At 62.8% G+C, this 19,118-nt stretch carries 22 protein-coding genes; 8 read left to right on the forward strand and 14 right to left on the reverse strand.

The window, feature by feature from the left end; genetic code table 11:
• Positions 1-149 precede the first annotated feature (149 nt).
• On the reverse strand, positions 150-713 hold the full coding sequence (locus tag FJ974_RS18945; RefSeq protein ID WP_140538339.1) for a DUF2155 domain-containing protein: 564 nt from the start codon (positions 711-713) through the stop codon (positions 150-152).
• A gap of 127 nt (positions 714-840) precedes the next feature.
• Positions 841-1,239 carry an NADH:ubiquinone oxidoreductase subunit NDUFA12 gene (locus tag FJ974_RS18950; RefSeq protein ID WP_140538340.1) on the reverse strand — a complete coding sequence of 133 codons (399 nt, stop codon included), beginning with the start codon at positions 1,237-1,239 and terminating at the stop codon, positions 841-843.
• A gap of 272 nt (positions 1,240-1,511) precedes the next feature.
• Here FJ974_RS18950 and panB point away from each other — a divergent pair, with 272 nt between their 5' ends.
• Entirely contained in the window at positions 1,512-2,282 is a 771-nt protein-coding gene (gene panB, locus FJ974_RS18955) for a 3-methyl-2-oxobutanoate hydroxymethyltransferase (RefSeq protein WP_140538392.1), read from the forward strand.
• Positions 2,279-3,130 carry a pantoate--beta-alanine ligase gene (panC, locus tag FJ974_RS18960; protein ID WP_140538341.1) on the forward strand — a complete coding sequence of 284 codons (852 nt, stop codon included), beginning with the start codon at positions 2,279-2,281 and terminating at the stop codon, positions 3,128-3,130. The genes panB and panC overlap by 4 nt, the downstream gene beginning before the upstream one ends.
• Before the next feature lie 15 nt (positions 3,131-3,145).
• Here the strand turns inward: panC and FJ974_RS18965 are convergent, their stop codons facing one another.
• The 4 genes from FJ974_RS18965 to FJ974_RS18980 form a co-directional block, all read right to left on the reverse strand.
• Entirely contained in the window at positions 3,146-3,844 is a 699-nt protein-coding gene (locus FJ974_RS18965) for an AIM24 family protein (protein ID WP_140538342.1), read from the reverse strand.
• A gap of 143 nt (positions 3,845-3,987) precedes the next feature.
• The gene (gene gatB, locus FJ974_RS18970; protein ID WP_140538343.1) at positions 3,988-5,493 is read right to left on the reverse strand and encodes an Asp-tRNA(Asn)/Glu-tRNA(Gln) amidotransferase subunit GatB; all 1,506 of its coding nucleotides are present in this window, start codon (positions 5,491-5,493) and stop codon (positions 3,988-3,990) included.
• A gap of 116 nt (positions 5,494-5,609) precedes the next feature.
• Positions 5,610-6,041: a CBS domain-containing protein gene (locus FJ974_RS18975; protein WP_140538344.1), complete on the reverse strand. Its 432-nt coding sequence runs from the start codon at positions 6,039-6,041 to the stop codon at positions 5,610-5,612.
• Positions 6,042-6,277: 236 nt separating this feature from the next.
• Positions 6,278-7,015 (reverse strand): rhomboid family intramembrane serine protease, encoded by a 738-nt coding sequence (locus tag FJ974_RS18980; RefSeq protein WP_140538345.1) that lies wholly within the window; start codon positions 7,013-7,015, stop codon positions 6,278-6,280.
• A 425-nt stretch (positions 7,016-7,440) separates the two neighbouring features.
• Here FJ974_RS18980 and FJ974_RS18985 point away from each other — a divergent pair, with 425 nt between their 5' ends.
• The 4 genes from FJ974_RS18985 to FJ974_RS19000 all read left to right on the forward strand — a co-directional run bounded on the left by FJ974_RS18985 (position 7,441) and on the right by FJ974_RS19000 (position 10,544).
• Positions 7,441-8,079, forward strand: a complete 639-nt coding sequence (locus FJ974_RS18985; RefSeq protein ID WP_140538346.1) for a PAS domain-containing protein — start codon at positions 7,441-7,443, stop codon at positions 8,077-8,079.
• Between the two features lie 160 nt (positions 8,080-8,239).
• Positions 8,240-8,857 (forward strand): PilZ domain-containing protein, encoded by a 618-nt coding sequence (locus tag FJ974_RS18990; protein WP_140538347.1) that lies wholly within the window; start codon positions 8,240-8,242, stop codon positions 8,855-8,857.
• A gap of 253 nt (positions 8,858-9,110) precedes the next feature.
• Positions 9,111-9,716, forward strand: a complete 606-nt coding sequence (locus FJ974_RS18995) for a transglutaminase-like cysteine peptidase (protein ID WP_140538348.1) — start codon at positions 9,111-9,113, stop codon at positions 9,714-9,716.
• A 273-nt stretch (positions 9,717-9,989) separates the two neighbouring features.
• Positions 9,990-10,544, forward strand: a complete 555-nt coding sequence (locus FJ974_RS19000; RefSeq protein WP_181177295.1) for an ankyrin repeat domain-containing protein — start codon at positions 9,990-9,992, stop codon at positions 10,542-10,544.
• Positions 10,545-10,585: 41 nt separating this feature from the next.
• On the opposite strand, the gene FJ974_RS19005 is transcribed toward FJ974_RS19000, so the two are convergent.
• Together FJ974_RS19005 and FJ974_RS19010 are read right to left on the reverse strand one after the other, a co-directional pair.
• A complete protein-coding gene (locus tag FJ974_RS19005) occupies positions 10,586-11,113 on the reverse strand; it encodes a gamma carbonic anhydrase family protein (RefSeq protein WP_140538350.1) in 528 nt (175 codons plus the stop codon).
• Between the two features lie 19 nt (positions 11,114-11,132).
• The gene (locus FJ974_RS19010; protein WP_413468313.1) at positions 11,133-11,405 is read right to left on the reverse strand and encodes a DUF6949 family protein; all 273 of its coding nucleotides are present in this window, start codon (positions 11,403-11,405) and stop codon (positions 11,133-11,135) included.
• A 183-nt stretch (positions 11,406-11,588) separates the two neighbouring features.
• Here FJ974_RS19010 and FJ974_RS19015 point away from each other — a divergent pair, with 183 nt between their 5' ends.
• Complete coding sequence (locus tag FJ974_RS19015; protein ID WP_140538352.1) at positions 11,589-12,317, forward strand: hypothetical protein; 729 nt, start codon at positions 11,589-11,591, stop codon at positions 12,315-12,317.
• A 32-nt stretch (positions 12,318-12,349) separates the two neighbouring features.
• Here FJ974_RS19015 and FJ974_RS19020 read toward each other — a convergent pair whose 3' ends face one another.
• On the reverse strand, positions 12,350-13,453 hold the full coding sequence (locus FJ974_RS19020) for an NAD(P)/FAD-dependent oxidoreductase (protein WP_140538353.1): 1,104 nt from the start codon (positions 13,451-13,453) through the stop codon (positions 12,350-12,352).
• 113 nt (positions 13,454-13,566) lie between these two features.
• Here FJ974_RS19020 and FJ974_RS19025 point away from each other — a divergent pair, with 113 nt between their 5' ends.
• Positions 13,567-14,802, forward strand: coding sequence for a cytochrome P450 (locus FJ974_RS19025; protein ID WP_413468314.1), 1,236 nt, complete (start codon positions 13,567-13,569; stop codon positions 14,800-14,802).
• Between the two features lie 256 nt (positions 14,803-15,058).
• Here the strand turns inward: FJ974_RS19025 and FJ974_RS19030 are convergent, their stop codons facing one another.
• From FJ974_RS19030 to FJ974_RS19050, 5 genes are all read right to left on the reverse strand, one after another.
• On the reverse strand, positions 15,059-15,403 hold the full coding sequence (locus FJ974_RS19030; protein ID WP_140538355.1) for a cupin domain-containing protein: 345 nt from the start codon (positions 15,401-15,403) through the stop codon (positions 15,059-15,061).
• 6 nt (positions 15,404-15,409) lie between these two features.
• A complete protein-coding gene (locus FJ974_RS19035) occupies positions 15,410-16,690 on the reverse strand; it encodes an O-acetylhomoserine aminocarboxypropyltransferase (RefSeq protein ID WP_140538356.1) in 1,281 nt (426 codons plus the stop codon).
• Positions 16,691-16,850: 160 nt separating this feature from the next.
• Positions 16,851-17,372, reverse strand: coding sequence for a CoA-binding protein (locus FJ974_RS19040; protein ID WP_140538357.1), 522 nt, complete (start codon positions 17,370-17,372; stop codon positions 16,851-16,853).
• The gene (locus tag FJ974_RS19045) at positions 17,369-18,145 is read right to left on the reverse strand and encodes an AAA family ATPase (protein WP_140538358.1); all 777 of its coding nucleotides are present in this window, start codon (positions 18,143-18,145) and stop codon (positions 17,369-17,371) included. The genes FJ974_RS19040 and FJ974_RS19045 overlap by 4 nt, the downstream gene beginning before the upstream one ends.
• Before the next feature lie 45 nt (positions 18,146-18,190).
• A complete protein-coding gene (locus FJ974_RS19050; RefSeq protein ID WP_140538359.1) occupies positions 18,191-19,012 on the reverse strand; it encodes an enoyl-CoA hydratase in 822 nt (273 codons plus the stop codon).
• Between the last annotated feature and the right edge of the window lie 106 nt (positions 19,013-19,118).

A 19,118-nucleotide genomic window follows, 5' to 3' on the forward strand; every position in this document is an offset into this window, starting at 1 on the left:
TGGCTCTGGCTGCCTACCAAACGGGTAGCGCGAAGCAGGGGTTCCTAAAGCAAGTCTCCCGAAGTGTGCAGCGGTTCGGACAAGACATGCTTAAAATCAAAGAACTAAACCATGTCGCGTGAATCCTTTTTCACGCGACATGGTTTAGTTCAGTTTGCGGTGGTGTCCGCGTCATCGGGCGCGGCGGCGTTCGGCTCGGGCGCAGCCTCGGCCGGCTGGGGCGTCGTAGCTCTGGGCTTGGCGGTGTTCGACTTGCCCGTATCGGCCTTGGCGGCGGTCGGCGGCGGCACGTCCGACTTCTGCTTGCAGCCCTTCAGCCAGACGTCATAGACGGCGTGCTCGACGGCGTTGAGGCCGGGGCTTTCGGCAAACATCCAGCCGGTGAAGATGCGGCGTATCTTGCGGTCGAGCGTGATCTCGTCGACCTCGACGAAGGAATCGGTCTTAGGCCGCTCGGTTTCGGGGCGCGAATAACAGACGCGTGGCGTCACCTGCAGAGCGCCGAACTGCACCGTCTCGTCGATATAGACATCGAAGGTGATGATACGGCCGGTGATCTTGTCGATGCCGGCGAATTCAGCCACCGGATTGGTGATGCGATCCGAAACCGCCGGCGCCGCCGGCGCTTGCGCGGCGGCGAATGCCGCGCCGCACGCGCCCAGGATAGAACCCGCCGCGATCAGTCCTGTCGAAAGTCGGCCGAAGAGCCTCATATGAAGATACCGGTGGTTGCGCCCGGGTGATTCTCAGTCGCCCAAGGCTAATCAGCGCTGCGATGTCAGCAAGCAGCTAAACGTCAATTGTGGCGACAAAGGACCGAACGGCCGTCCTGACGGCAGTTTAGGAACCGGGCGTCCAGGCGTCGTAGTCGCCGGTCACCTGCGGGCGGTGCTGGTTGGTCAGGATCGAGCCCTGCGGGCGATAAGCACCCGGCGTTCCGGTCATATTCGCCAAATGCGGCTTCTGCCATTCACGCGGCTTGTAGCTCTCGCTGGAGGGAGCGGTATCTACGCGGTGATGGATCCAGCCATGCCAGCCCGGCGGAATCTTCGAGGCTTCGGAATAGTCGCGGTAGATGACCCAGCGGCGCGTGCGGCCTTCCGAATCGACGCCGCCCTCGTAATAGACGTTGCCGGCCTCGTCCTCGCCGACCTTCTTGCCGAAACGCCAGGTGTGGAAGCGCGTGCCCAGCGTCTGGCTGTTCCACCAGGTGAAAAACTGCAGCAGGAAAGTTTTCATCCAAATCCTCGCGGGCGCTACGCTCCCTGCTTATGGCTTCAGGCCACCGCGAAGGCAAGGGTTTTGCCGCGCCGCGGCGTAAATGCCGCGTGCATTAAATCGATACACGCATAAGGGTGCCGCCAGCCTGACTTGCCAAGCTCGGCTTCGCTTTCTAAAGCTCGCTCACCCGACAACGGGAGTCCGGCCTTTGCCGGTCGAGGAGGTGACGATTGACGCCGTCCGCCGATAACCGGATCAGCGCTGAAGACATTCGCCGCCGCAAGGGCGGGATGCCGATCGTTTGCCTCACCGCCTATACCTACCCGATAGCCCGCATGCTCGATCCGCATGTCGACCTTCTGCTGGTCGGCGACAGCGTCGCCATGGTGCTGCATGGCCACGAGACCACCCTCGGCGCCTCGCTGGACATGATGATCGCGCATGGACAAGCGGTCACGCGCGGCTCGGCCAGGGCCTGTGTGGTGATCGACATGCCGGCGGGCAGCTATGAGACCTCCGCCGAACAAGCTGTGGCCGCGGCGCGGCGGATCGTCGGCGAAACCGGCTGCCAGGCGGTTAAACTCGAAGGCGGCGTCGACATGGCCGCACAGGTGGCTGCGATTGTCGCCGAGGGCATTCCGGTCATGGGCCATATCGGCCTGCAGCCGCAATCGGTGGAGAAGGACGGCGGCTACAAGATCAAGGGCCGGACCAAGGAAAACATCGCGGCGCTGTTTCGGGACGCCGAGGCGGTCGAGAAGGCCGGCGCCTTTTCGGTCGTCATCGAGGGCACGGTCGAGGCGATCGCGTCGGAGCTTACCCGCCATGTCGCCATCCCGACCATCGGCATCGGCGCCAGCGGCGATTGCGACGGTCAGATCCTGGTCATCGACGACATGATCGGCATGACCGTCGACAGGGTGCCGAAATTCGTCAAGCAATACGCTGACTTGCGCGGCGTCATCGCGGATGCAGCCGCCCGTTACGCCGCCGAGGTGCGCAGCCGCGCATTTCCCGGCCCTGACCATGTCTTTCCGGCAACACGCAAGGACAAGGCATGACCGAACCGATCGTCGTCGACAGCGTCGCGGCGCTTCGCGCTCAGGTCCGGGATTGGCGGCAAGCTGGGTTCAGGATCGGCATGGTGCCGACCATGGGCGCCCTGCATGATGGCCACATCTCCCTGGTCAGGGCCGCGCTCGAACGGGCCGAGCGCTGCATCGTCTCGATCTTCGTCAATCCGAAGCAGTTCGCGCCGACCGAGGATCTGGACAAATATCCGCGCCAGCTGGCCAGCGATCTCGACCGGCTGAGGGAAGCCGGCGCGCATCTCGCTTACACGCCGGGTGTGGGACAAATGTACTCCGCCGGCTTCGCCACCAAAATCTCGGTCGGTGGCCCCGCCTCCGGCCTCGAAACGGATTTTCGGCCGAGCTTCTTCGACGGCGTCGCCACGGTGGTGGCCAAGCTTTTCCTGCAGGCAGTACCTGACTGTGCGGTGTTCGGCGAGAAGGACTATCAGCAACTCTGCGTCGTCCGGCAGCTGTGCCGCGATCTCGACCTGCCTGTCGAGATCGTCGGCGCGCCGACAGTCCGCGACCCGCACGGTCTCGCCATGTCATCGCGCAACGCCTATCTCGGCGAGGCCGAGCTGGCCATTGCGCGCAAGCTCAACGTCATCTTGCGCCGGACCGCGTCGGCGATGGCGACCGGCGCGGATGAAGCCGGCGCCACCGGTGAGGCCGCACGAGCGCTCGTCTCAGCGGGCTTTGAAAAGGTCGACTACGTCGCTGCGCGGGAGAGCGTGAACCTCGGTCCCTGGCGGCGCGACCGCGACGGCCGCCTGCTCGCGGCCGCATGGCTCGGCACGACCAGGCTGATCGACAATGTGGAGATATCCTCTACCTGACGCTTACGCTCCGGCCTATTCCTCCGACGGCATGTGCAGATACATCGACTGGATGCCGACACGGCCCGGACCGGTGAAACGGTTGACGACGAAGTTCATGTTGGCGCCGAAGAAACCGCTGGAGAGGCGGTCGACCCTGGTCTCCATCCTGACCGACGCATCCTTGAACAGCCAACCGCCCGGCTCGATGTCGATAGTCTCGCCGGCGGCAAGCACTTTCTCGAAGACGTTGCCGTAGCCATGCAGCCAAACGATGCCGTCGCCGGTTTCGCCGCGGAAGCGGTCGATGAAGAAGCCGCTCTGGCCGAACAGCATCGTCGCCAGGCCGCGCACCCGCTCGAAAGTGTAGTCGACGCTGGCGGTCGCGGCCAGGAACTGGTGCTCGCGCACCTGGATCTCCTCGCCGCGTCGCAGGTGGATCGGCACGATATGGCCGGGCCCGTCGCGGCTGAAGGCAATGATGCCCGGCCCCGATGCTTCGGTGACGAAGATCTGCATGCCGGCGATCATCCGCTTCAGCGCACCCTTCAGCGATTTCAGGCCGATGGTGATCGTGGTGTTCTTCCAGAGCAGGATGTGGTGCTCGAAATAGACCGGCATCCCGGTCACGTCGACCGACAGCACCGGCACCAGTTCGCCGGCGACGTGATAGGTCACGCCACCAAAAGTCTCATCCGACACCTCGGTCGGCATCAGTTCCGGCAAGCTCGGCATGGCAATCCCCCCAAACGAGCGGCGCACCCTGCCCCATTGCGGGTGCGGACGCTGGTGGGAGCAGCCTTGATCGCGCGGCTGGACGCGATCAAGTCAAAACCGCGCGATAACGCAGTCGTTACGCGCCGGCTTGTGCGTCGGCCCTATTGATCGGCGATGCCGAGCTTGGCCTTGACGAGGTCGTTGACGGCTTGCGGGTTGGCCTTGCCGCCGGTCGCCTTCATCACCTGGCCGACGAACCAGCCGGCCATGGTCGGCTTGGCGCGCGCCTGCTCGACCTTGTCCGGATTGGCGGCGATAACCTCGTCGACGGCCTTCTCGATGGCGCCGGTGTCGGTGACCTGCTTCAGGCCGCGGCTTTCGACCAGCTGGCGCGGATCGCCGCCTTCGTTCCAGACGATCTCGAACAGGTCCTTGGCGATCTTGCCGGAGATGGTGCCCTCCTTGATCAGGTCGATGACGGCGCCGAGTTGATCGGGCGAAACCGGAGCACTTTCAATGTCCTTGCCGGCCTTGTTGAGGTGCCCGAGCAAATCGTTGATGACCCAATTGGCGGCAAGCTTGCCGTCGCGGCCCGCCGCCACTTTCTCGAAATAATCGGCGATCGGCTTTTCCGACACCAGCACCGAGGCGTCGTAGGTCGAAAGACCGAGCGAAGCGATCAGCCGCGCCTTCTTGTCGTCGGGCAGCTCCGGCAGATCCTGTGCCAAGGCCTCGACGTAAGCCTGGTCGAATTCCAGCGGCAGCAGGTCGGGGTCGGGGAAATAACGGTAATCGTGCGCCTCTTCCTTGGAGCGCATCGAGCGCGTCTCGCCCTTGTTGGGGTCGAACAGGCGTGTCTCCTGGGTGATGGTGCCGCCGTCCTCCAGGATGGCGATCTGGCGGCGCGCCTCGTAATCGATGGCCTGGCCGATGAAGCGGATTGAGTTCATGTTCTTGATCTCGCAGCGCGTGCCGAATTCGCCGCCGGGACGGCGCACCGAGACGTTGACGTCGGCGCGCAGCGACCCTTCGTCCATGTTGCCGTCGCAGGTGCCGAGATAGCGCATGATGGAGCGCAACTTGGTCACATAAGCCTTGGCCTCGTCGCCGGAGCGCAGATCGGGCTTGGAGACGATCTCCATCAGCGCCACGCCTGAGCGATTGAGGTCGACATAGGACATGGTCGCATGCTGGTCGTGCATCGACTTGCCGGCATCCTGCTCCAGATGCAGGCGCTCGATACCGACCTCGATGTCCTCGAACTCGCCCTGCCGGTCGGGACCGACCGAGACGATCACCTTGCCCTCGCCGATGATCGGCTGCTTGAACTGCGAGATCTGGTAGCCCTGCGGCAGATCGGGATAAAAATAGTTCTTCCGGTCGAAGACCGACTTGTGGTTGATCGCGGCCTTCAGCCCGAGCCCGGTGCGGATCGCCTGCCTGACGCATTCCTCGTTGATGACTGGCAGCATGCCGGGCATCGCCGCATCGACCAGGCTGACATTGGCGTTGGGCGCGGCGCCGAAAGACGTCGAGGCGCCGGAGAACAGCTTCGCCTCCGATATCACCTGCGCATGTACTTCGAGCCCTATGATGACCTCCCAGTCGCCGGTGGCGCCGGGGATCAGGCGTTTTGCGTCGGGCGTGCGGGTATCGATGATGCTCATGACGGCCTACAGGTTCGCGAAACGTGAATTTCACGTCGAAAGTGAAAGTCACTCGCTAGTGCAAACCGTCCTGCGAGACAAGCGCAAAGCCGCGCGCCGGCCCCACTCCTGCCGCCTCAGGCGGTGGCGATATAGGCCCTGATCTCCTCGGCCTCGCGCTCGACATCCTCGATGCGGCGCTTGACCACGTCGCCGATCGAGACGATGCCGTCGAGCAGCCCGTCCTTTTCCACCGGCAGATGGCGGAAGCGGCCCTTGGTCATGATCTCCATCACCTCGTTGACGGTGTGGTTCTCGTTGCAGATCTTGACCTTCGGCGTCATCGCCGAACGCACCGCGATATCGAGCGCGGCCGCACCTTCCCTGGCGAGCACCCGGACAATGTCGCGCTCCGAAAGGATGCCGACGATCTTGCGGTCGCCATTGGTGATGACAAGCGCGCCGATCCTGTGCTCGGCCAGCATTCGGATGGCTTCGCTCAGCTTTTCATTGGGCCCGAGCGTGAACACGTCATGGCCCTTACTTTCGAGAATTGCCTTAACTGTCATGGCGTCCTCCTCCTCAGCCTTGCTTGCCGGCTCAGCCCTGACCGGCTTTCCAGCCCCAGCGCCCTTCGGAAGACGCTGGGTGCCTAGCCAACATCGTGCGCCGCGATTGGTTGCATTTCAAGTGTAGCCGAAGGCTAGAGTGGTTCATCGTCTCACGGAGACGACGGCCCACCCTACCGGTTAGTTTTGACGCAATTCCGGACGGAAAACCGCTGCGCACCTTTCCTGGAATTGCTTTAGGCGGCCGGCAGCGGACTGTCGAAAAAGCGCAGGCCGAAAAAGCCGGCGATCAAGCCGCCGATATGGGCCTCCCAGGCGATCTGGCCATTGATCCCCGGCGCGAAGCCGATGAGGCCGGTGGCGAGATTGGCCACCATCACAAAGCCAAGAAAGACCATGACGCCGCGCGAGCGCAGCACAACCGCGATCGGCAAGAGGTCGCCGGCGAAAGCCGCCTTGCCTGGCGAACGATCGATGCGAAATCCATAGCGCGCCGCCGCGCCCATCATGCCCGAGATCGCGCCCGAGGCGCCGACCAGCGGCATCTCGCCGAATGGGTGCAGCACCCAAAACAGCATGACGGCCGCCAACCCGGTCGCAGCGAAAAACAGCGCGAAGCCGAGCGCGCCGAGACGATTGGCGAGCGGCGAGCCGAAGGCGGCAAGCCAGACCATGTTGATGGCAATGTGGGCAAAGCCGCCATGCATGAATGCGTAGGTGAAAGGACGCGTGAACAGGAACCAGTCGAAGCCGTATTGCCCGGTGTAGAGCACCGGAATGAAGGCTCCATCGTAGAGCAGCGTCGTCTGTTGCGTTTCGTTCAGCACATATTGCTGCAGCAAATAGACGATCACGCAAATGCCGATCATCGCCAGCACCACGGGCGGCAGGTTGAACACCGGTTCGCGACGCGGCTCCGGCGCCTCTTCATCTGGCTGCGGTTCGGGTTCGGACTGACTTACAGGTTCACTCATGCGCCCTTGGTTCGCTGGAAATTCGAATTCGGCGAGCATGTAGATCACGGCCCAATCGAATCACAACGGCGAATCGCTGCAGTCCCGAATCGGCAGGAGGCGAATCAAAAGGGGGCGAATCAAAAAGAAAGCCGTCCAGGGTTTCCCCTGAACGGCTGGTCGAGCCCCACGCTCCCCATAAAACTCTTGACCGAAATGCTGCCGATCGTCGCGAAAACGACCGTTTTGGAGTGGCTTTGGTGTGCCACGAGCCTCACCGACACGCAACGTAAACCACTTGTTAACCTTAACGGCCCCGACCCGTGAACAAACGTTAACGATGCTGGCACGCATCCTGCTCCGCACCGCATGAAGGTCATCGGAGGGCGCCCTGTCTGTTCGCCGATGGGACAGAAAAAAGACAGATTGCGCGGAGCGGAATGCAAATGAATCAGAACGGATCGATCACGCTGTTCCAATATTGGAACCGGCTGCGTGATGGCCGCCCTGCTCCGAAACGTTCGGACGTGGAGCCGGCGGACATCAAAACACTTCTGGCCGACACGTTCATCCTGGAGCGTGACACGCGCGGCGAAGCGGTGTTCCGGCTCGCCGGCACCAGGCTCTGCGCCTATTACGGCCGTGAGCTCAAAGGGTTCTCCTTTTCCTCGCTCTGGCGCGAGAAGGACCAGCGGCTGATGTCGCGGCTCGTTCATGGCGTTTTCGAGCAGAAATCGCTGCTGCTCCTGACCTTTGAAGGATTCAGCCGCAATGGCCGCTCCAACAAGTTCGAACTGCTCGCGCTGCCGCTCGACGGCGGCGTCGAGAACCCGCGCTGTCTCGGCATCGTCAGCGCCGCCGAGAGGCCTTTCTGGCTCGGCGCGGACCCGCTCGCCGACGCGCTGATCGATTCGATCCGGGTCATCGACCCCGACCAGGAGCCGGCGTCTTTGAAAAATCGGCCCGCGATCGACGTGCCTTCGCTCGTTCCGACGGAATTCGGTCCTCCCGAGACCATCGCGGCGCTCGGCCGCGTGCGCCGCATTCGCCATCTCGTCGTCTTCGATGGCGGGCGCGAAAAATAAGCCGATCACAAAGGCTTAAACTCGATTTTTGAGCCTTCGCCAGGGCTGCGGCCGCAGCCGCTCGCGGCCGGCTTTTCCCCTTTGTTAACCTGCTTTGCTGTAGTTTTCCGTTGAAGTTCCTCGCATCGTCGCGTGGAATGCCAACGGGGTGTAGGCAGTCATGAGGTCAGCGGCGGTAGAACATGCGCCGTCCCGTGCCGAGCGGCGCAATTTTCAGCGCGTCCGGGTGAAGATCTACGGGCGCTTCATGCTGGAGGACCGTACCGAGCATCCGTGCCAGGTGATCGACATGTCGCCGGGCAATGTTGCCCTGCGCACCGACCGCGTCGGCATGCCGGGCGAAAAAGTCATTGCCTATATCGATCATATCGGTCGTGTCGAAGGCATCGTGACGCGCACCTCGCCGGACGGTTTCGCCATGACCGTGATTGCGTCGGACCGCAAGAAGGACAAGCTCGCCGCGCAGCTGACCTGGCTTGCCAACAAGCATGAGCTGGATCTGCCGGAAGACCGCCGCCATGAGCGCGTGGCGCCGCGCAATCCGATGAGCGTCCTGCATCTCACCGACGGACGCCAGTATCAGTGCCGCATCATCGACCTGTCGCTCTCTGGCGCCGCGGTCGAGATCGACGTGAAGCCGGCGATCGGCATCCAGGTGATGCTGGGAACGATGCGCGGCCAGGTGGTGCGTCATTTCGAGGACGGCGTCGCCATCGAGTTCGCCGTCATCCAGCGGCCGGAAACGCTGGATTCGGAATTCAACGCGCCGCGATCATGACGCGGCATTTCCGGCGCGAACCGAACCGGCCACCAGCGGCCGGTTTTTTGTTGCCTGGTGGAGCTTCGCATCCAGACACCAGGATGCCCGACACCCCGCGGTGCGGACGTTAATAAGTCTTAACAAACACAAATCGAAATAATTCGATTTTTACGTTTATTCTATTGGCGTTTTACTCAATATCTACTTCGGGTTTTTGCGTCAAATAAATCCCATCGTGGCACAGTCTTCTCAAACGGGGAGACTAACCACAATGAAATTGACGAGGGGCAAGCTGTTGCTCATGGCAATGGCGATGCAGCTTTCCGCCTGGGGCACGGCAAGCGCGGGGCCGGTATTCATGCACACCGGCGGACGCACCACCCAGCCGGTCGGCCATTATGAGTTCTGCCAGCGTATTCCAGTCGAATGCAACGAACGCACGCCGAAGGGCGCGCCGGTCGATCTGACCCGCAAGCTGTGGGCGTCGATCGTCAGCATCAACAATTCGGTCAACACCCGCGTCAAACCGCGCACCGACATGGAAATCTATGGTGTCGAGGAATACTGGGCCTATCCCGACAAGGGCGTTGGCGACTGCGAGGACTACGCGCTGGAGAAGCGCCGCGAGCTGATGGCTGCGGGCGTACCCGCCGGCGACCTTTTGATGACGGTGGTGCGCCAGCCGAACGGCGATGGTCACGCGGTGCTGACGGTGCGCACCAGCCTCGGCGAATTCATCCTCGACAATCTCGAAACGAAGGTGCTGGCCTGGAACGACACGGTCTACACCTACCTCAAGCGTCAATCGACCGAGAATTCGGGCGTCTGGGTTTCGATCAACGACGGCCGCGAAGACGCCGTCGCCAGCGTCCACTAGGACGCCAATGCGTGTCGCCCAAAAATGCGCAGCGGTTTTGGGATAACGACATGCATAGAGCGGTCAAGCACGTCGCATTGAAGCGGCGTGCCTAGAGAGAAAGCCCGGTCGAGTCCCCACCCTCCCCGTCCCCAACGACCGGGTTTTAGGAGCCGGCCCCGTCCCCGGGCCGGCTCCGCCTTTTCACCAGGCTGCTGACCCACCACGGCCCTTTATGCGAATGCCCGATGGGAGCAATATGGCGCGATATCCGCTTTTCGGATCGGCGCCATGCTGTTGGAAATCCCTGAAGACCGCTGCGAGCGGCACAGGCTGTTCAAGGCGATCGACGACGCCTTCAAGGCCGGTGACTTCGAGGCGCTGGGCGCGGCTCTGGGCGGCTCGGCGCGCTGGTTCGACGAGAAGATGCCGTTCGAGCTCGGCCTTGGGCATCCGCTGGAATATGCCGTCTACTGGAGCCCTGCAGCCTTCATCGTCGCCTTGCTCGATGCCGGCTCGAACCCGAATTACGAAGATCACGCCGGTTTTCCGTCGCTCATCGCGGCGCTGTCCACCGAACGGCCCGACCGGCTGGAAATTATCCGGCTCCTGCTCGAGCATGGCGCGGACCCGAACATGCGAGGCGTGAACGACTGGACGCCTCTGCACTATTCCGTATCCCTGCGCGACGCCGAGGCGATCCGCCTTCTATTGGCATCAGGTGCGGATCCATCGCTCAAGACCCGCATCGACGACTACGAGACGGCACTGGAGGGTGCGGACGAGGCTGGCTTCGAAGCCGGTGCCTCGCTTCTGCGCGATGCCGTATCCAGGCGCGGCTCAAATTGACGGCAGGCGCGAACCCATGGACGTGAACCTGGCCGCCGACCTCAAGCCTTCTTCAGCCCGGCCTTGAAGCGCTTGCCGTTGGCGACGTAGTGCGCGGCCGAGGCGCGCAGTCTCTCGATCGCCGCCTCGTCCAGCGCCCGGATGACCTTGGCCGGCGAGCCGACGATCAGCGAATTGTCCGGAAAGGTCTTGTTCTCCGTCACCAAAGCGCCGGCGCCGACCAGCGAATTGCTGCCGATCCTGGCGCCGTTGAGCACGATCGCGCCCATGCCGATCAGGCTGTTATCGCCGATCGTGCAACCATGCAGCAACGCGCGGTGGCCGATCGTGCAGCCTTGCCCGATGGTGAGTGGAAAGCCGGGATCGGTGTGCATGACCGTATGTTCCTGCACATTGGAGTCGGCGCCGATGACGACCGGCTCGGTGTCGCCCCTGACGACGACGCCGAACCAGAAGCCGGCGTTGCGGCCAATCGTGATGTTGCCGATCAGCGCGGCGTCCGGCGCGATCCAGTTCGTATCGGCATCATCGAACTCAGGCGCCTTCCCATCGATCGCATAGATCGGCATTTTTCGTCTCCGATTCGTCTCACCCGGCGAATTCGAAAGACCCTAAGTTCTCGGTCGCCCAAGATGCAATGGCGATCAGCACGACACCGAGCGCCAGCGCCCAGGCGACAGCCGTGCAGCCGCACGACAAAAGCGCCATCGTGCCGATGCGGCCCTCTCGGCGGGCGGCCAAGGCCTCGTTGGTGAGCATAAACGGCCCGGCGCAGGCCGTTGCCGCAAGCGAACGCAGGATATGGACTGGCGACACATAGGGTTCGGCAAAGGCCAGGCGCCGGCCGGACAAAAGTTCCATGGCCGATCCTGCCAATCCACAAGCCGTGAGACCAACCGCGAAAGCGTAAAGAACAAGCACAACGGGATCCATGTTTACCAACCGTTTACCATGAAAACGCACAGTCGTGCCAATGCGCTGCAAGAGCCATACCGCGCGGGGCTGTGCCGCCGAAGGACAGGTGGGCGGATGGGGGAAGAGCGAATGAGAGACGCAACGGCTGCCGAGAGCCCGGACTTCGAGCTCGTCGATTCGACCCTGATGAAGCGGGTCTTCTACATCTTCGCGGCGCTCGCCTTGCTTTCGGTGGCGATCAGCGTCGGCGGCAAATGGCTTGGCCGGTCGATCGCCATGGCCGGCTATACAGATGACGAGAAGCTGCACGAAGTGGTCATCGGCAACAACGTCATCACCGTGCCGGCCAACTTCATCCGCTTCGACCAGGCCCGGCGCGATGGCACCGCCTCACGCCTCGATCTCTACCTGCGCTATCCCGAAATGGACGGCTACAGCGCGGCCGCGCGCGACGACTTCAATCACGCCACAACAAAGAAGATCATCTTCCTGTCGTTCGAGCCGCGGATGATGTCGCGCGACATGAGCGGCCGTTTCGCGCCGATCTACAGCGCCCTGATCGCCAAGCCGGGGACGTCCGGCCCGGCGGGCACGACGCTCTACGGTTTCGCCGAGAAATCAGGCTATCTCAACGAGGTGCTGGCGGTCGCCGAGCGGCCGGGCAAGGACCCCTTCGTCGCCCGCTGCCTGAGCGGGCCGAGCGCGGAGGAATCGCTGGCGCCCTGCGAGCGCGACATCCAGGTCGGCGACGATCTCAGCCTCACCTACCGTTTTCCGCGAGAGCTGCTGGGGAATTGGCAGGCGCTTGATGCCGCGATCGCTACGAAGGTGGCGGGCATTCTAAAGGCCGGACATTAAGGCGCCAACGAACCAACTTGCCGGCAAGCTACCTAGGCGACTTCCGCCCGCAGCCAGCGCTTCAAGCCATCGATATCGCCATCGCCCATGGCTTTGGCAACGCGCCGCCCGACAGCCGCGCCGAATTTATAGCCATGGCCCGAGCAGGCCGAGACGACCAGGCACTTGCCTTTCTCATAGGCCAGGAATTTTTCATCCGCGGTGAAGGTGTAGGCGCAGGTGACGACCTCGGTCACCTTATACTCGGTGATGCGGGCGATCGGCGGCGAGAACAGATTGCGGATCACCTCGCCCTCGCCCGGCACCGGCTTGCGGTTCCAGTCGGCGTCGCTGGTCGGCACCTTGTGCAGGCCGGAGCCGAACTTCATGCCGGCGCCGCGGGTGAGCGGGATCATGTAGCCGTCGGTCGTACCACCGACATCGAGAATGACGGGCGCTGCCTCCCAGGCGGCTTTGAGATCCGCCGGCGGCTCGACATAGGCGAGCGCGGTGCGAAAGGTTTTCAGCTCGCCACCGAGTTCCGGAAACAGTTTCAGCACCCAGGCACCGGCAGCGACGATGATGCGGTCGGCCTGCATGGTCTCGCCGCTTTCGAGTACGATGCGGCCGGCTTCCGCGTCGATTTCGACGACCTTGCTGTTCTCGTAAACATTAGCTCCGTGTTCGCGCAGCCATTTTGCCAGGCCGGCAGCGATTTTTCGGCAATGCAGCGCGCCGCCTTCGGTCGAGAAATAAGCGTAGCGGAACGTGCCGGCTTCGAGGAACGGCCAGCGTTCCACCGCAGCCTCGGGTTCATAAAGGTCGAACGGATAATTCCCCTCTTCCAGCCCTTCGCGGTATTCCTCGGCCTCGTCTCCGGGCTCGCGCGAAATGCAGAGGAAACCGCGCGGATCGAGATGATTTTCACCGAGATCGGCCCATAGCTCGTCCCAGGCCTCGTACGCTTCGCTGATCAGCCGGCCGTAGCCGGTGCCGGCGCGGTAGGCGCGGCGGATGATGCGGTGATGGTCGCCGGACGCTGCGAGCGGATTGGGGATCGGTCCCTGTTCGACGATCGAGACGCTATGCCCGGCCTTGACCAGCGACCAGGCGGTCGAAAGCCCGGCAATGCCCGCCCCAACCACGATCACATTCATGACGAATACCTTTCCCAGCCGTCCTACTGGCTCAATTGTTCGACGCAGGCGGCCAACATACGGTCTGGCAGCGGGCAGGCAAGGCGCGCTAATCATCTGGCATGACCGATTTGATGCCTGCGTATCTCGCCTTTGATCCAGTGGGCCGCCGCCTGCGGCTCGACCCGCATGAGCCGGCCTTCGTGCAGAATCCGTACGAGGTCTATGCCTTCATGCATGGCGCGGCGAACGCCTTCTTCTGGGAGGATTACGGTTTTTGGTGTTTTGGCGGCTTCGACGACGTCAACCGCCTGCTGCGCGACCGCCGTTTCGGCCGCCAGAATCCGGCCGGCATTCCCGACAGCCGCGGCCTCAGTGACGACCGCTCGCACCTTGCCGCCTTCGATGCAATTGAAGCCAATTCCATGCTGGAGCTGGAGCCGCCGGTGCACACGAGACTGCGGACGCTGGTCAACCGCGCCTTCGTCTCGCGCCAGGTCGAGCGCCTCAGACCGCGCGTCGAGGCGCTCGCCAACGAGCTGATCGACCGCTTCGAGCCGGGCGGCGTCGACCTTCTGCCTGCCTTCGCCTCGCCCTTGCCGATCACCATCATCGCCGAGATGCTGGGCGTGCCGATCGAGATGGGACCGCAGCTGCTCGACTGGTCGCACCGAATGGTCGCCATGTACATGCATGGCCGCACGCGCGAGACCGAGGAAACCGCCAACCGCGCCGCGCGCGACTTTTCCGATTTCCTGCGCGGCTACGTCGCCGAGCGGCGCAAGCAGCCCGGCGACGATCTCCTGTCGCTGCTCATCGAGGCCCGGGATAACGGACAAAAGCTCTCCGAGGACGAGCTGGTGTCCTCGGCCATCCTGCTGCTCAACGCCGGCCATGAGGCGACGGTGCACCAGACCGGCAATGCGGTGCGTTCGATCCTGGCGCAAGGCGGCGATCCACGCCGCTTCTTCGAAACACCGGAAGCGAATATCGCGACGGTCGAGGAATGCCTGCGCTACGACGCGCCGCTGCATATGTTCCTGCGCTATGCCTATGAGGACATCGAAGTGGTGCCGGGGATCGTGCTCAAGTCAGGCGAGGTGATCGCGCTGCTGCTTGGCATGGCCAATCACGACCCGCTGACATTCGCCGCGCCGAAGACATTCAACCCGGCGCGCACGGACCAGAAGAACGTCTCCTTCGGCGCCGGCATCCATTTCTGCATCGGCGCGCCGCTGGCCAGGCTTGAACTGCAGGTGTCGCTGAAGACGCTGTTCGACCGGTTGCCGAAGTTGCGCCTCGCCGAGGAGCCGCGCTTTCGCGATGCGTATCATTTCCATGGACTGGAAGCACTGACGGTTGCGTTTTGAGCGAGGCCTCCCAACTTCGTCATTCTTGGGCGTAGCGACGCGAAGCGGAGCGAAGACCCGAGGATCCATTCCGTGACCTTGACCGAAGGATGCAACGGCGCAGAAATTCTGGACCGTTGCAACGCCTCAAGGTCACGGCATGGATCCTCGGGTCTGCGCTGCGTCGCTCCGCTCTTGCTCCGCCCGTGGATGACGACGCGATGGGCGTTTAGGCCAATCTCCAAGGCGACAGTGCGCGGCAGAAGCGAGGCTCTATTCACAGCCGGATCACATATTCCTTCCGCGTCGTCTCCAGCACTTCCCAGCTGCCCTTGAAACCGGGCCTGAGCACGAAGCTGTCGCCGGTGCGCACAATGCGCGTCTCGCCGCCGTCCTCGGTGATCACCGAAACACCGGACAGGATGCGGCAGAACTCCCATTCGTCATAGACGATGCGCCATTTGCCGGGCGTCGCTTCCCAGATGCCGGCATAGAGGCCGCCGTCGCGCTCCTCGATATTCCAAGTGCGGAATTTCGGATCGCCGGAAATCAGCCGATCCGGGGCCGGCGCGCCGGCCTCCGGTTTGACGCCTTCGACATCGATGGCGAGAAAAGCGGACATCAGGAATCAGACCTTCTCGAGCGCCTGTTCGAGATCGGCGACGATGTCGTTGACGTCCTCGATGCCGATCGACAGCCGCACCGTGTCCGGCCCGGCGCCGGCCTTGATCTTCTGCTCGTCGGAAAGCTGGCGATGCGTGGTCGAGGCCGGATGGATGACCAGCGACTTGGTGTCGCCGACATTGGCGAGATGCGAGAACAGTTCCAGCGCCTCGACGAACTTGATGCCGGCCTCGTAGCCACCCTTGAGGCCGAAGGTGAACACAGCGCCCGCTCCTTGCGGCGAGTATTTCTTCTGCAAGGCATTGTTCTTGTCGGAGGGCAGGCCGGGATAGTTCACCCAGGCGACCTTGGGATGATTGGAGAGCCAGCCGGCGACGGTCACCGCGTTGTCGCAATGGCGCTGCATGCGCAGCGGCAGGGTTTCGAGGCCGGTCAGGATCAGGAAGGCGTTGAAGGGCGAAATCGCCGGGCCGATATCGCGCAGGCCGAGCACGCGCGCGGCGATGGCGAAGGCGAAATTGCCGAAGGTCTCGTGCAAAATGATGCCGCCATATTCCGGGCGCGGTTCCGACAGCATCGGGTATTTGCCCGACTTCGACCAGTCGAAAGTGCCGCCGTCGACGATGGCGCCGCCGATCGAATTGCCGTGGCCGCCGATGAACTTGGTCAGCGAATGCACCACGATGTCGGCGCCGTGCTCGATCGGCCGCACCAGATAGGGCGAGGCCAGCGTGTTGTCGACGACCAGCGGCAGGCCGTGCCTGCGGGCGATGTCGCCGATCTTCTCGATATCGACGAAGATGCCGCCGGGATTGGCCAGGCTCTCGATGAAAATCGCCTTGGTCCTGTCGTCGATCTGGCTCTCGAAGGTCGAGGGGTCATTGGTATCGGCCCAGCGAACCTCCCAGCCGAAGTTCTTGAAAGCATGGCCGAACTGGTTGATCGAACCGCCATAGAGCTTGGTGGCGGATACGAAATTGTCGCCCGGCTGCATCAGGTTGTGGAAGACGAGCACCTGCGCGGCGTGGCCGGAGGCGACGGCAAGGGCAGCGGTGCCGCCCTCGAGCGCGGCCAGACGCTCCTCGAGCACCGCCTGGGTCGGGTTCATGATGCGGGTGTATATGTTGCCGAAGGCTTTCAGCCCGAACAGGGAGGCGGCATGGTCGGCGTCATCGAAGACATAGGAGGTGGTCTGGTAGATCGGCGTAGCGCGCGCGCCGGTCGCCGGATCGGGCTTGGCGCCGGCATGAACGGCGAGCGTGTTGAAACCGGGTGCGCGGGTCATCGAAACCTCCCTCTCCTGAACCTGTTGAAAATCGCCGGGCATTCTTGGCGAAGCGCGGTCGTGAATGCAAAGAAGAAAATACCTTTCGACGGGCGATCTGCGATGAACGCGCGGGAAATGCGGTTGCGTCCCGGAATAACTTTGCGCCTTGGCGCCTCGTCTATTTCTGCCGCACGCCGAAGCTCTGGAAGCCTTGCCGCATCAGTGGCTTCTTCGACGACAGAACGCCGGAATTGACGCCGGTCCAGCCGATCTCGCCCGAGAGCTTGCCGTATTCGATTTTAGGGCAGCGGTTCATCACCACCTTGACGCCGGCGGCCTCGGCGCGGCCAGCGGCCTCGTCATGCCGCACACCAAGCTGCATCCAGACGACCTTCGGCAGCGGATCAAGCTTCAGCACCTGGTCGATAATGCCCGACACCGCCGAGGAACCACGAAAAATATCGACCATGTCGACCGGCTGCGGCAGGTCGGCAAGGCTGGCATAGACCGTGCGGCCGAGGATCTGCTTGCCGGCGTGGCCCGGGTTGATCGGAAACACCGAAAAGCCTTTCGACAACAGATATTTCAGCACGAAGTAGCTCGGCCGGACGTCGTTGGGCGACGCGCCGACCATGGCCACGGTCTTCACCGAATTGAGGATGCCGGCGATGTAGGCGTTGTCGTAGGTGTCGTGATTCATGGTTCGTCCTCATACAGCGCTTGGGCGAGAAAGGCAGCCGGGTCGCTGCAGAAGTCGCGCATCATGCGAAAATGATCGGTATCCTGAAAATCGACCTGATCGAGACCGAAGCGGCTGATACGGAAGAGCCGCGCATTCGGGCAGGCCATCAGCAGGGGTGAATGCGTGGCCATGATCACTTGTGCCATGCCAGACTGGTCCATCCGCCCGAGCAGCTTGAGCAGTTCGATCTGGCGCGTCGGCGAAAGCGCGCTTTCGGGCTCGTCGAGGATGTAGATGCCTTGCCGGCGGCAGCGTTCTTCGAAGAAGCGGATGAATCCTTCGCCGTGCGACCAGGATAGGAAATCGGTCGGCGCCGCACCCGCATCCAGGGCAGACCGGTCAAGATAGCGGGCGACGGAGTAGAAGGATTCCGCGCGAAAGAACCAGCCGGCGGTGACCTTCGGCAGCCAGTGGGCGCGGAGCGTGACGCCCAGTGAGGCACCACTCTTGTCGATGGCGCGCGAGTGGTCGACCGGCATGTAGCCTTTGCCGCCGCCAGCCTCGTCATAGCCGGCCAGCGCGCCGATCGCCTCCAGCAGCGTCGATTTGCCGGTGCCGTTCTCGCCGACGATGATGGTGATCGGCGTGGTGAATTCGAGCTGAAATTCCTGGTGGCGGAAGATCGGCAGGCTCCAGGGATATTTTTCCCAGTCGGCCACCCGCGACGGCTCAAGCAGAATGCGCTTGAGATAGGGCGCCTTCAGCCGCGGCAGTTGCTTGCGGGCTGCCACGTCGAACCTTCAACAATGGAAAACTGCGGCTCCATTGCGGGACAGCTATTCGTCAAACCATTGCGGCTTGCGCTTGCCGACGAAGGCGCCGATGCCTTCCTCGGCGTCGCGCGCCAGCATGTTTTCCACCATCGCGCGGCCGGTATAGGCGTAGGCATCTGTGAGCCCCATCTCGGCCTGCGCGTAAAAGGCTTCCTTGCCGGTCTTGACGACCAAAGATGATTTCGATGCAATGGTTTGCGCGTATTTGTTGACAACCTGATTCAAATATTCGCGCGGCACGATGCGGTTGACCAGGCCGAACTCCTTGGCGGTCGCCGCGTCGATGGTCTCGCCGGTCAAAAGCATTTCCATCGCATGCTTGCGCGAGACGTTGCGCGACAGCGCCACCATCGGCGTCGAGCAGAACAGGCCGATATTGACGCCCGGCGTGCAGAACGTCGCCTCATGCGAGGCGATGGCGAGGTCGCAGCTTGCCACCAGCTGCAGGCCGGCAGCCGTTGCCAGACCGTCGACCTCGGCGATCACCGGCTTCGGATGCCGGACGATCGCCTGCATCAGCCGGGCACAAGCGGCAAAGGTCTCCTCGAAGAAAGCGCGGCCGCGGTCGGCATCGGCACGGCGCGCCGTCATTTCCTTAAGATCGTGGCCGGCGCAAAACACCTTTCCGGACGCCGCCAGGATGATGACGCGCACGGATCTGTCGGATTTCGCACGGTCGAATTCGGCCTGCAGCGCCGCCATCGTCGCCAGTGAGAGCGCGTTGGCCGGCGGGCTGGAGAGCGTCAGGCGAAGCACGCTTTTGTCCTGACTGGCAAGGACGGGGCCGTCGGCAATGGTCGGCTTGATGGCGACGATTTCAGCCATTTTTTCAACCTTTCGATCAATCTCGCGGCCCATAGAGCAAAAGAACTAGCATGCTCAATTGAAGAACAGCCGCGAGACGTGTTTTCTCCATCGCAACTTTTGGTCC

The organism is Mesorhizobium sp. B1-1-8, from assembly GCF_006442795.2.
Lineage (GTDB): Bacteria > Pseudomonadota > Alphaproteobacteria > Rhizobiales > Rhizobiaceae > Mesorhizobium.

Coding starts and splice junctions, on each gene's coding strand:
- FJ974_RS19025 (WP_413468314.1), top strand. CDS start 13,567: ATGCCTGCGTATCTCGCCTTTGATCCAGTGGGCCGCCGCCTGCGGCTC.
- FJ974_RS18995 (WP_140538348.1), top strand. CDS start 9,111: ATGAAATTGACGAGGGGCAAGCTGTTGCTCATGGCAATGGCGATGCAG.
- FJ974_RS19035 (WP_140538356.1), bottom strand. CDS start 16,690: ATGACCCGCGCACCCGGTTTCAACACGCTCGCCGTTCATGCCGGCGCC.
- FJ974_RS19050 (WP_140538359.1), bottom strand. CDS start 19,012: ATGGCTGAAATCGTCGCCATCAAGCCGACCATTGCCGACGGCCCCGTC.
- FJ974_RS19010 (WP_413468313.1), bottom strand. CDS start 11,405: ATGGAACTTTTGTCCGGCCGGCGCCTGGCCTTTGCCGAACCCTATGTG.
- FJ974_RS19020 (WP_140538353.1), bottom strand. CDS start 13,453: ATGAATGTGATCGTGGTTGGGGCGGGCATTGCCGGGCTTTCGACCGCC.
- FJ974_RS19015 (WP_140538352.1), top strand. CDS start 11,589: ATGAGAGACGCAACGGCTGCCGAGAGCCCGGACTTCGAGCTCGTCGAT.
- FJ974_RS18945 (WP_140538339.1), bottom strand. CDS start 713: ATGAGGCTCTTCGGCCGACTTTCGACAGGACTGATCGCGGCGGGTTCT.
- panB (WP_140538392.1), top strand. CDS start 1,512: ATGCCGATCGTTTGCCTCACCGCCTATACCTACCCGATAGCCCGCATG.
- FJ974_RS18985 (WP_140538346.1), top strand. CDS start 7,441: ATGAATCAGAACGGATCGATCACGCTGTTCCAATATTGGAACCGGCTG.
- panC (WP_140538341.1), top strand. CDS start 2,279: ATGACCGAACCGATCGTCGTCGACAGCGTCGCGGCGCTTCGCGCTCAG.
- FJ974_RS18950 (WP_140538340.1), bottom strand. CDS start 1,239: ATGAAAACTTTCCTGCTGCAGTTTTTCACCTGGTGGAACAGCCAGACG.
- FJ974_RS19040 (WP_140538357.1), bottom strand. CDS start 17,372: ATGAATCACGACACCTACGACAACGCCTACATCGCCGGCATCCTCAAT.
- gatB (WP_140538343.1), bottom strand. CDS start 5,493: ATGAGCATCATCGATACCCGCACGCCCGACGCAAAACGCCTGATCCCC.
- FJ974_RS18965 (WP_140538342.1), bottom strand. CDS start 3,844: ATGCCGAGCTTGCCGGAACTGATGCCGACCGAGGTGTCGGATGAGACT.
- FJ974_RS18975 (WP_140538344.1), bottom strand. CDS start 6,041: ATGACAGTTAAGGCAATTCTCGAAAGTAAGGGCCATGACGTGTTCACG.
- FJ974_RS18990 (WP_140538347.1), top strand. CDS start 8,240: ATGAGGTCAGCGGCGGTAGAACATGCGCCGTCCCGTGCCGAGCGGCGC.
- FJ974_RS18980 (WP_140538345.1), bottom strand. CDS start 7,015: ATGAGTGAACCTGTAAGTCAGTCCGAACCCGAACCGCAGCCAGATGAA.
- FJ974_RS19030 (WP_140538355.1), bottom strand. CDS start 15,403: ATGTCCGCTTTTCTCGCCATCGATGTCGAAGGCGTCAAACCGGAGGCC.
- FJ974_RS19005 (WP_140538350.1), bottom strand. CDS start 11,113: ATGCCGATCTATGCGATCGATGGGAAGGCGCCTGAGTTCGATGATGCC.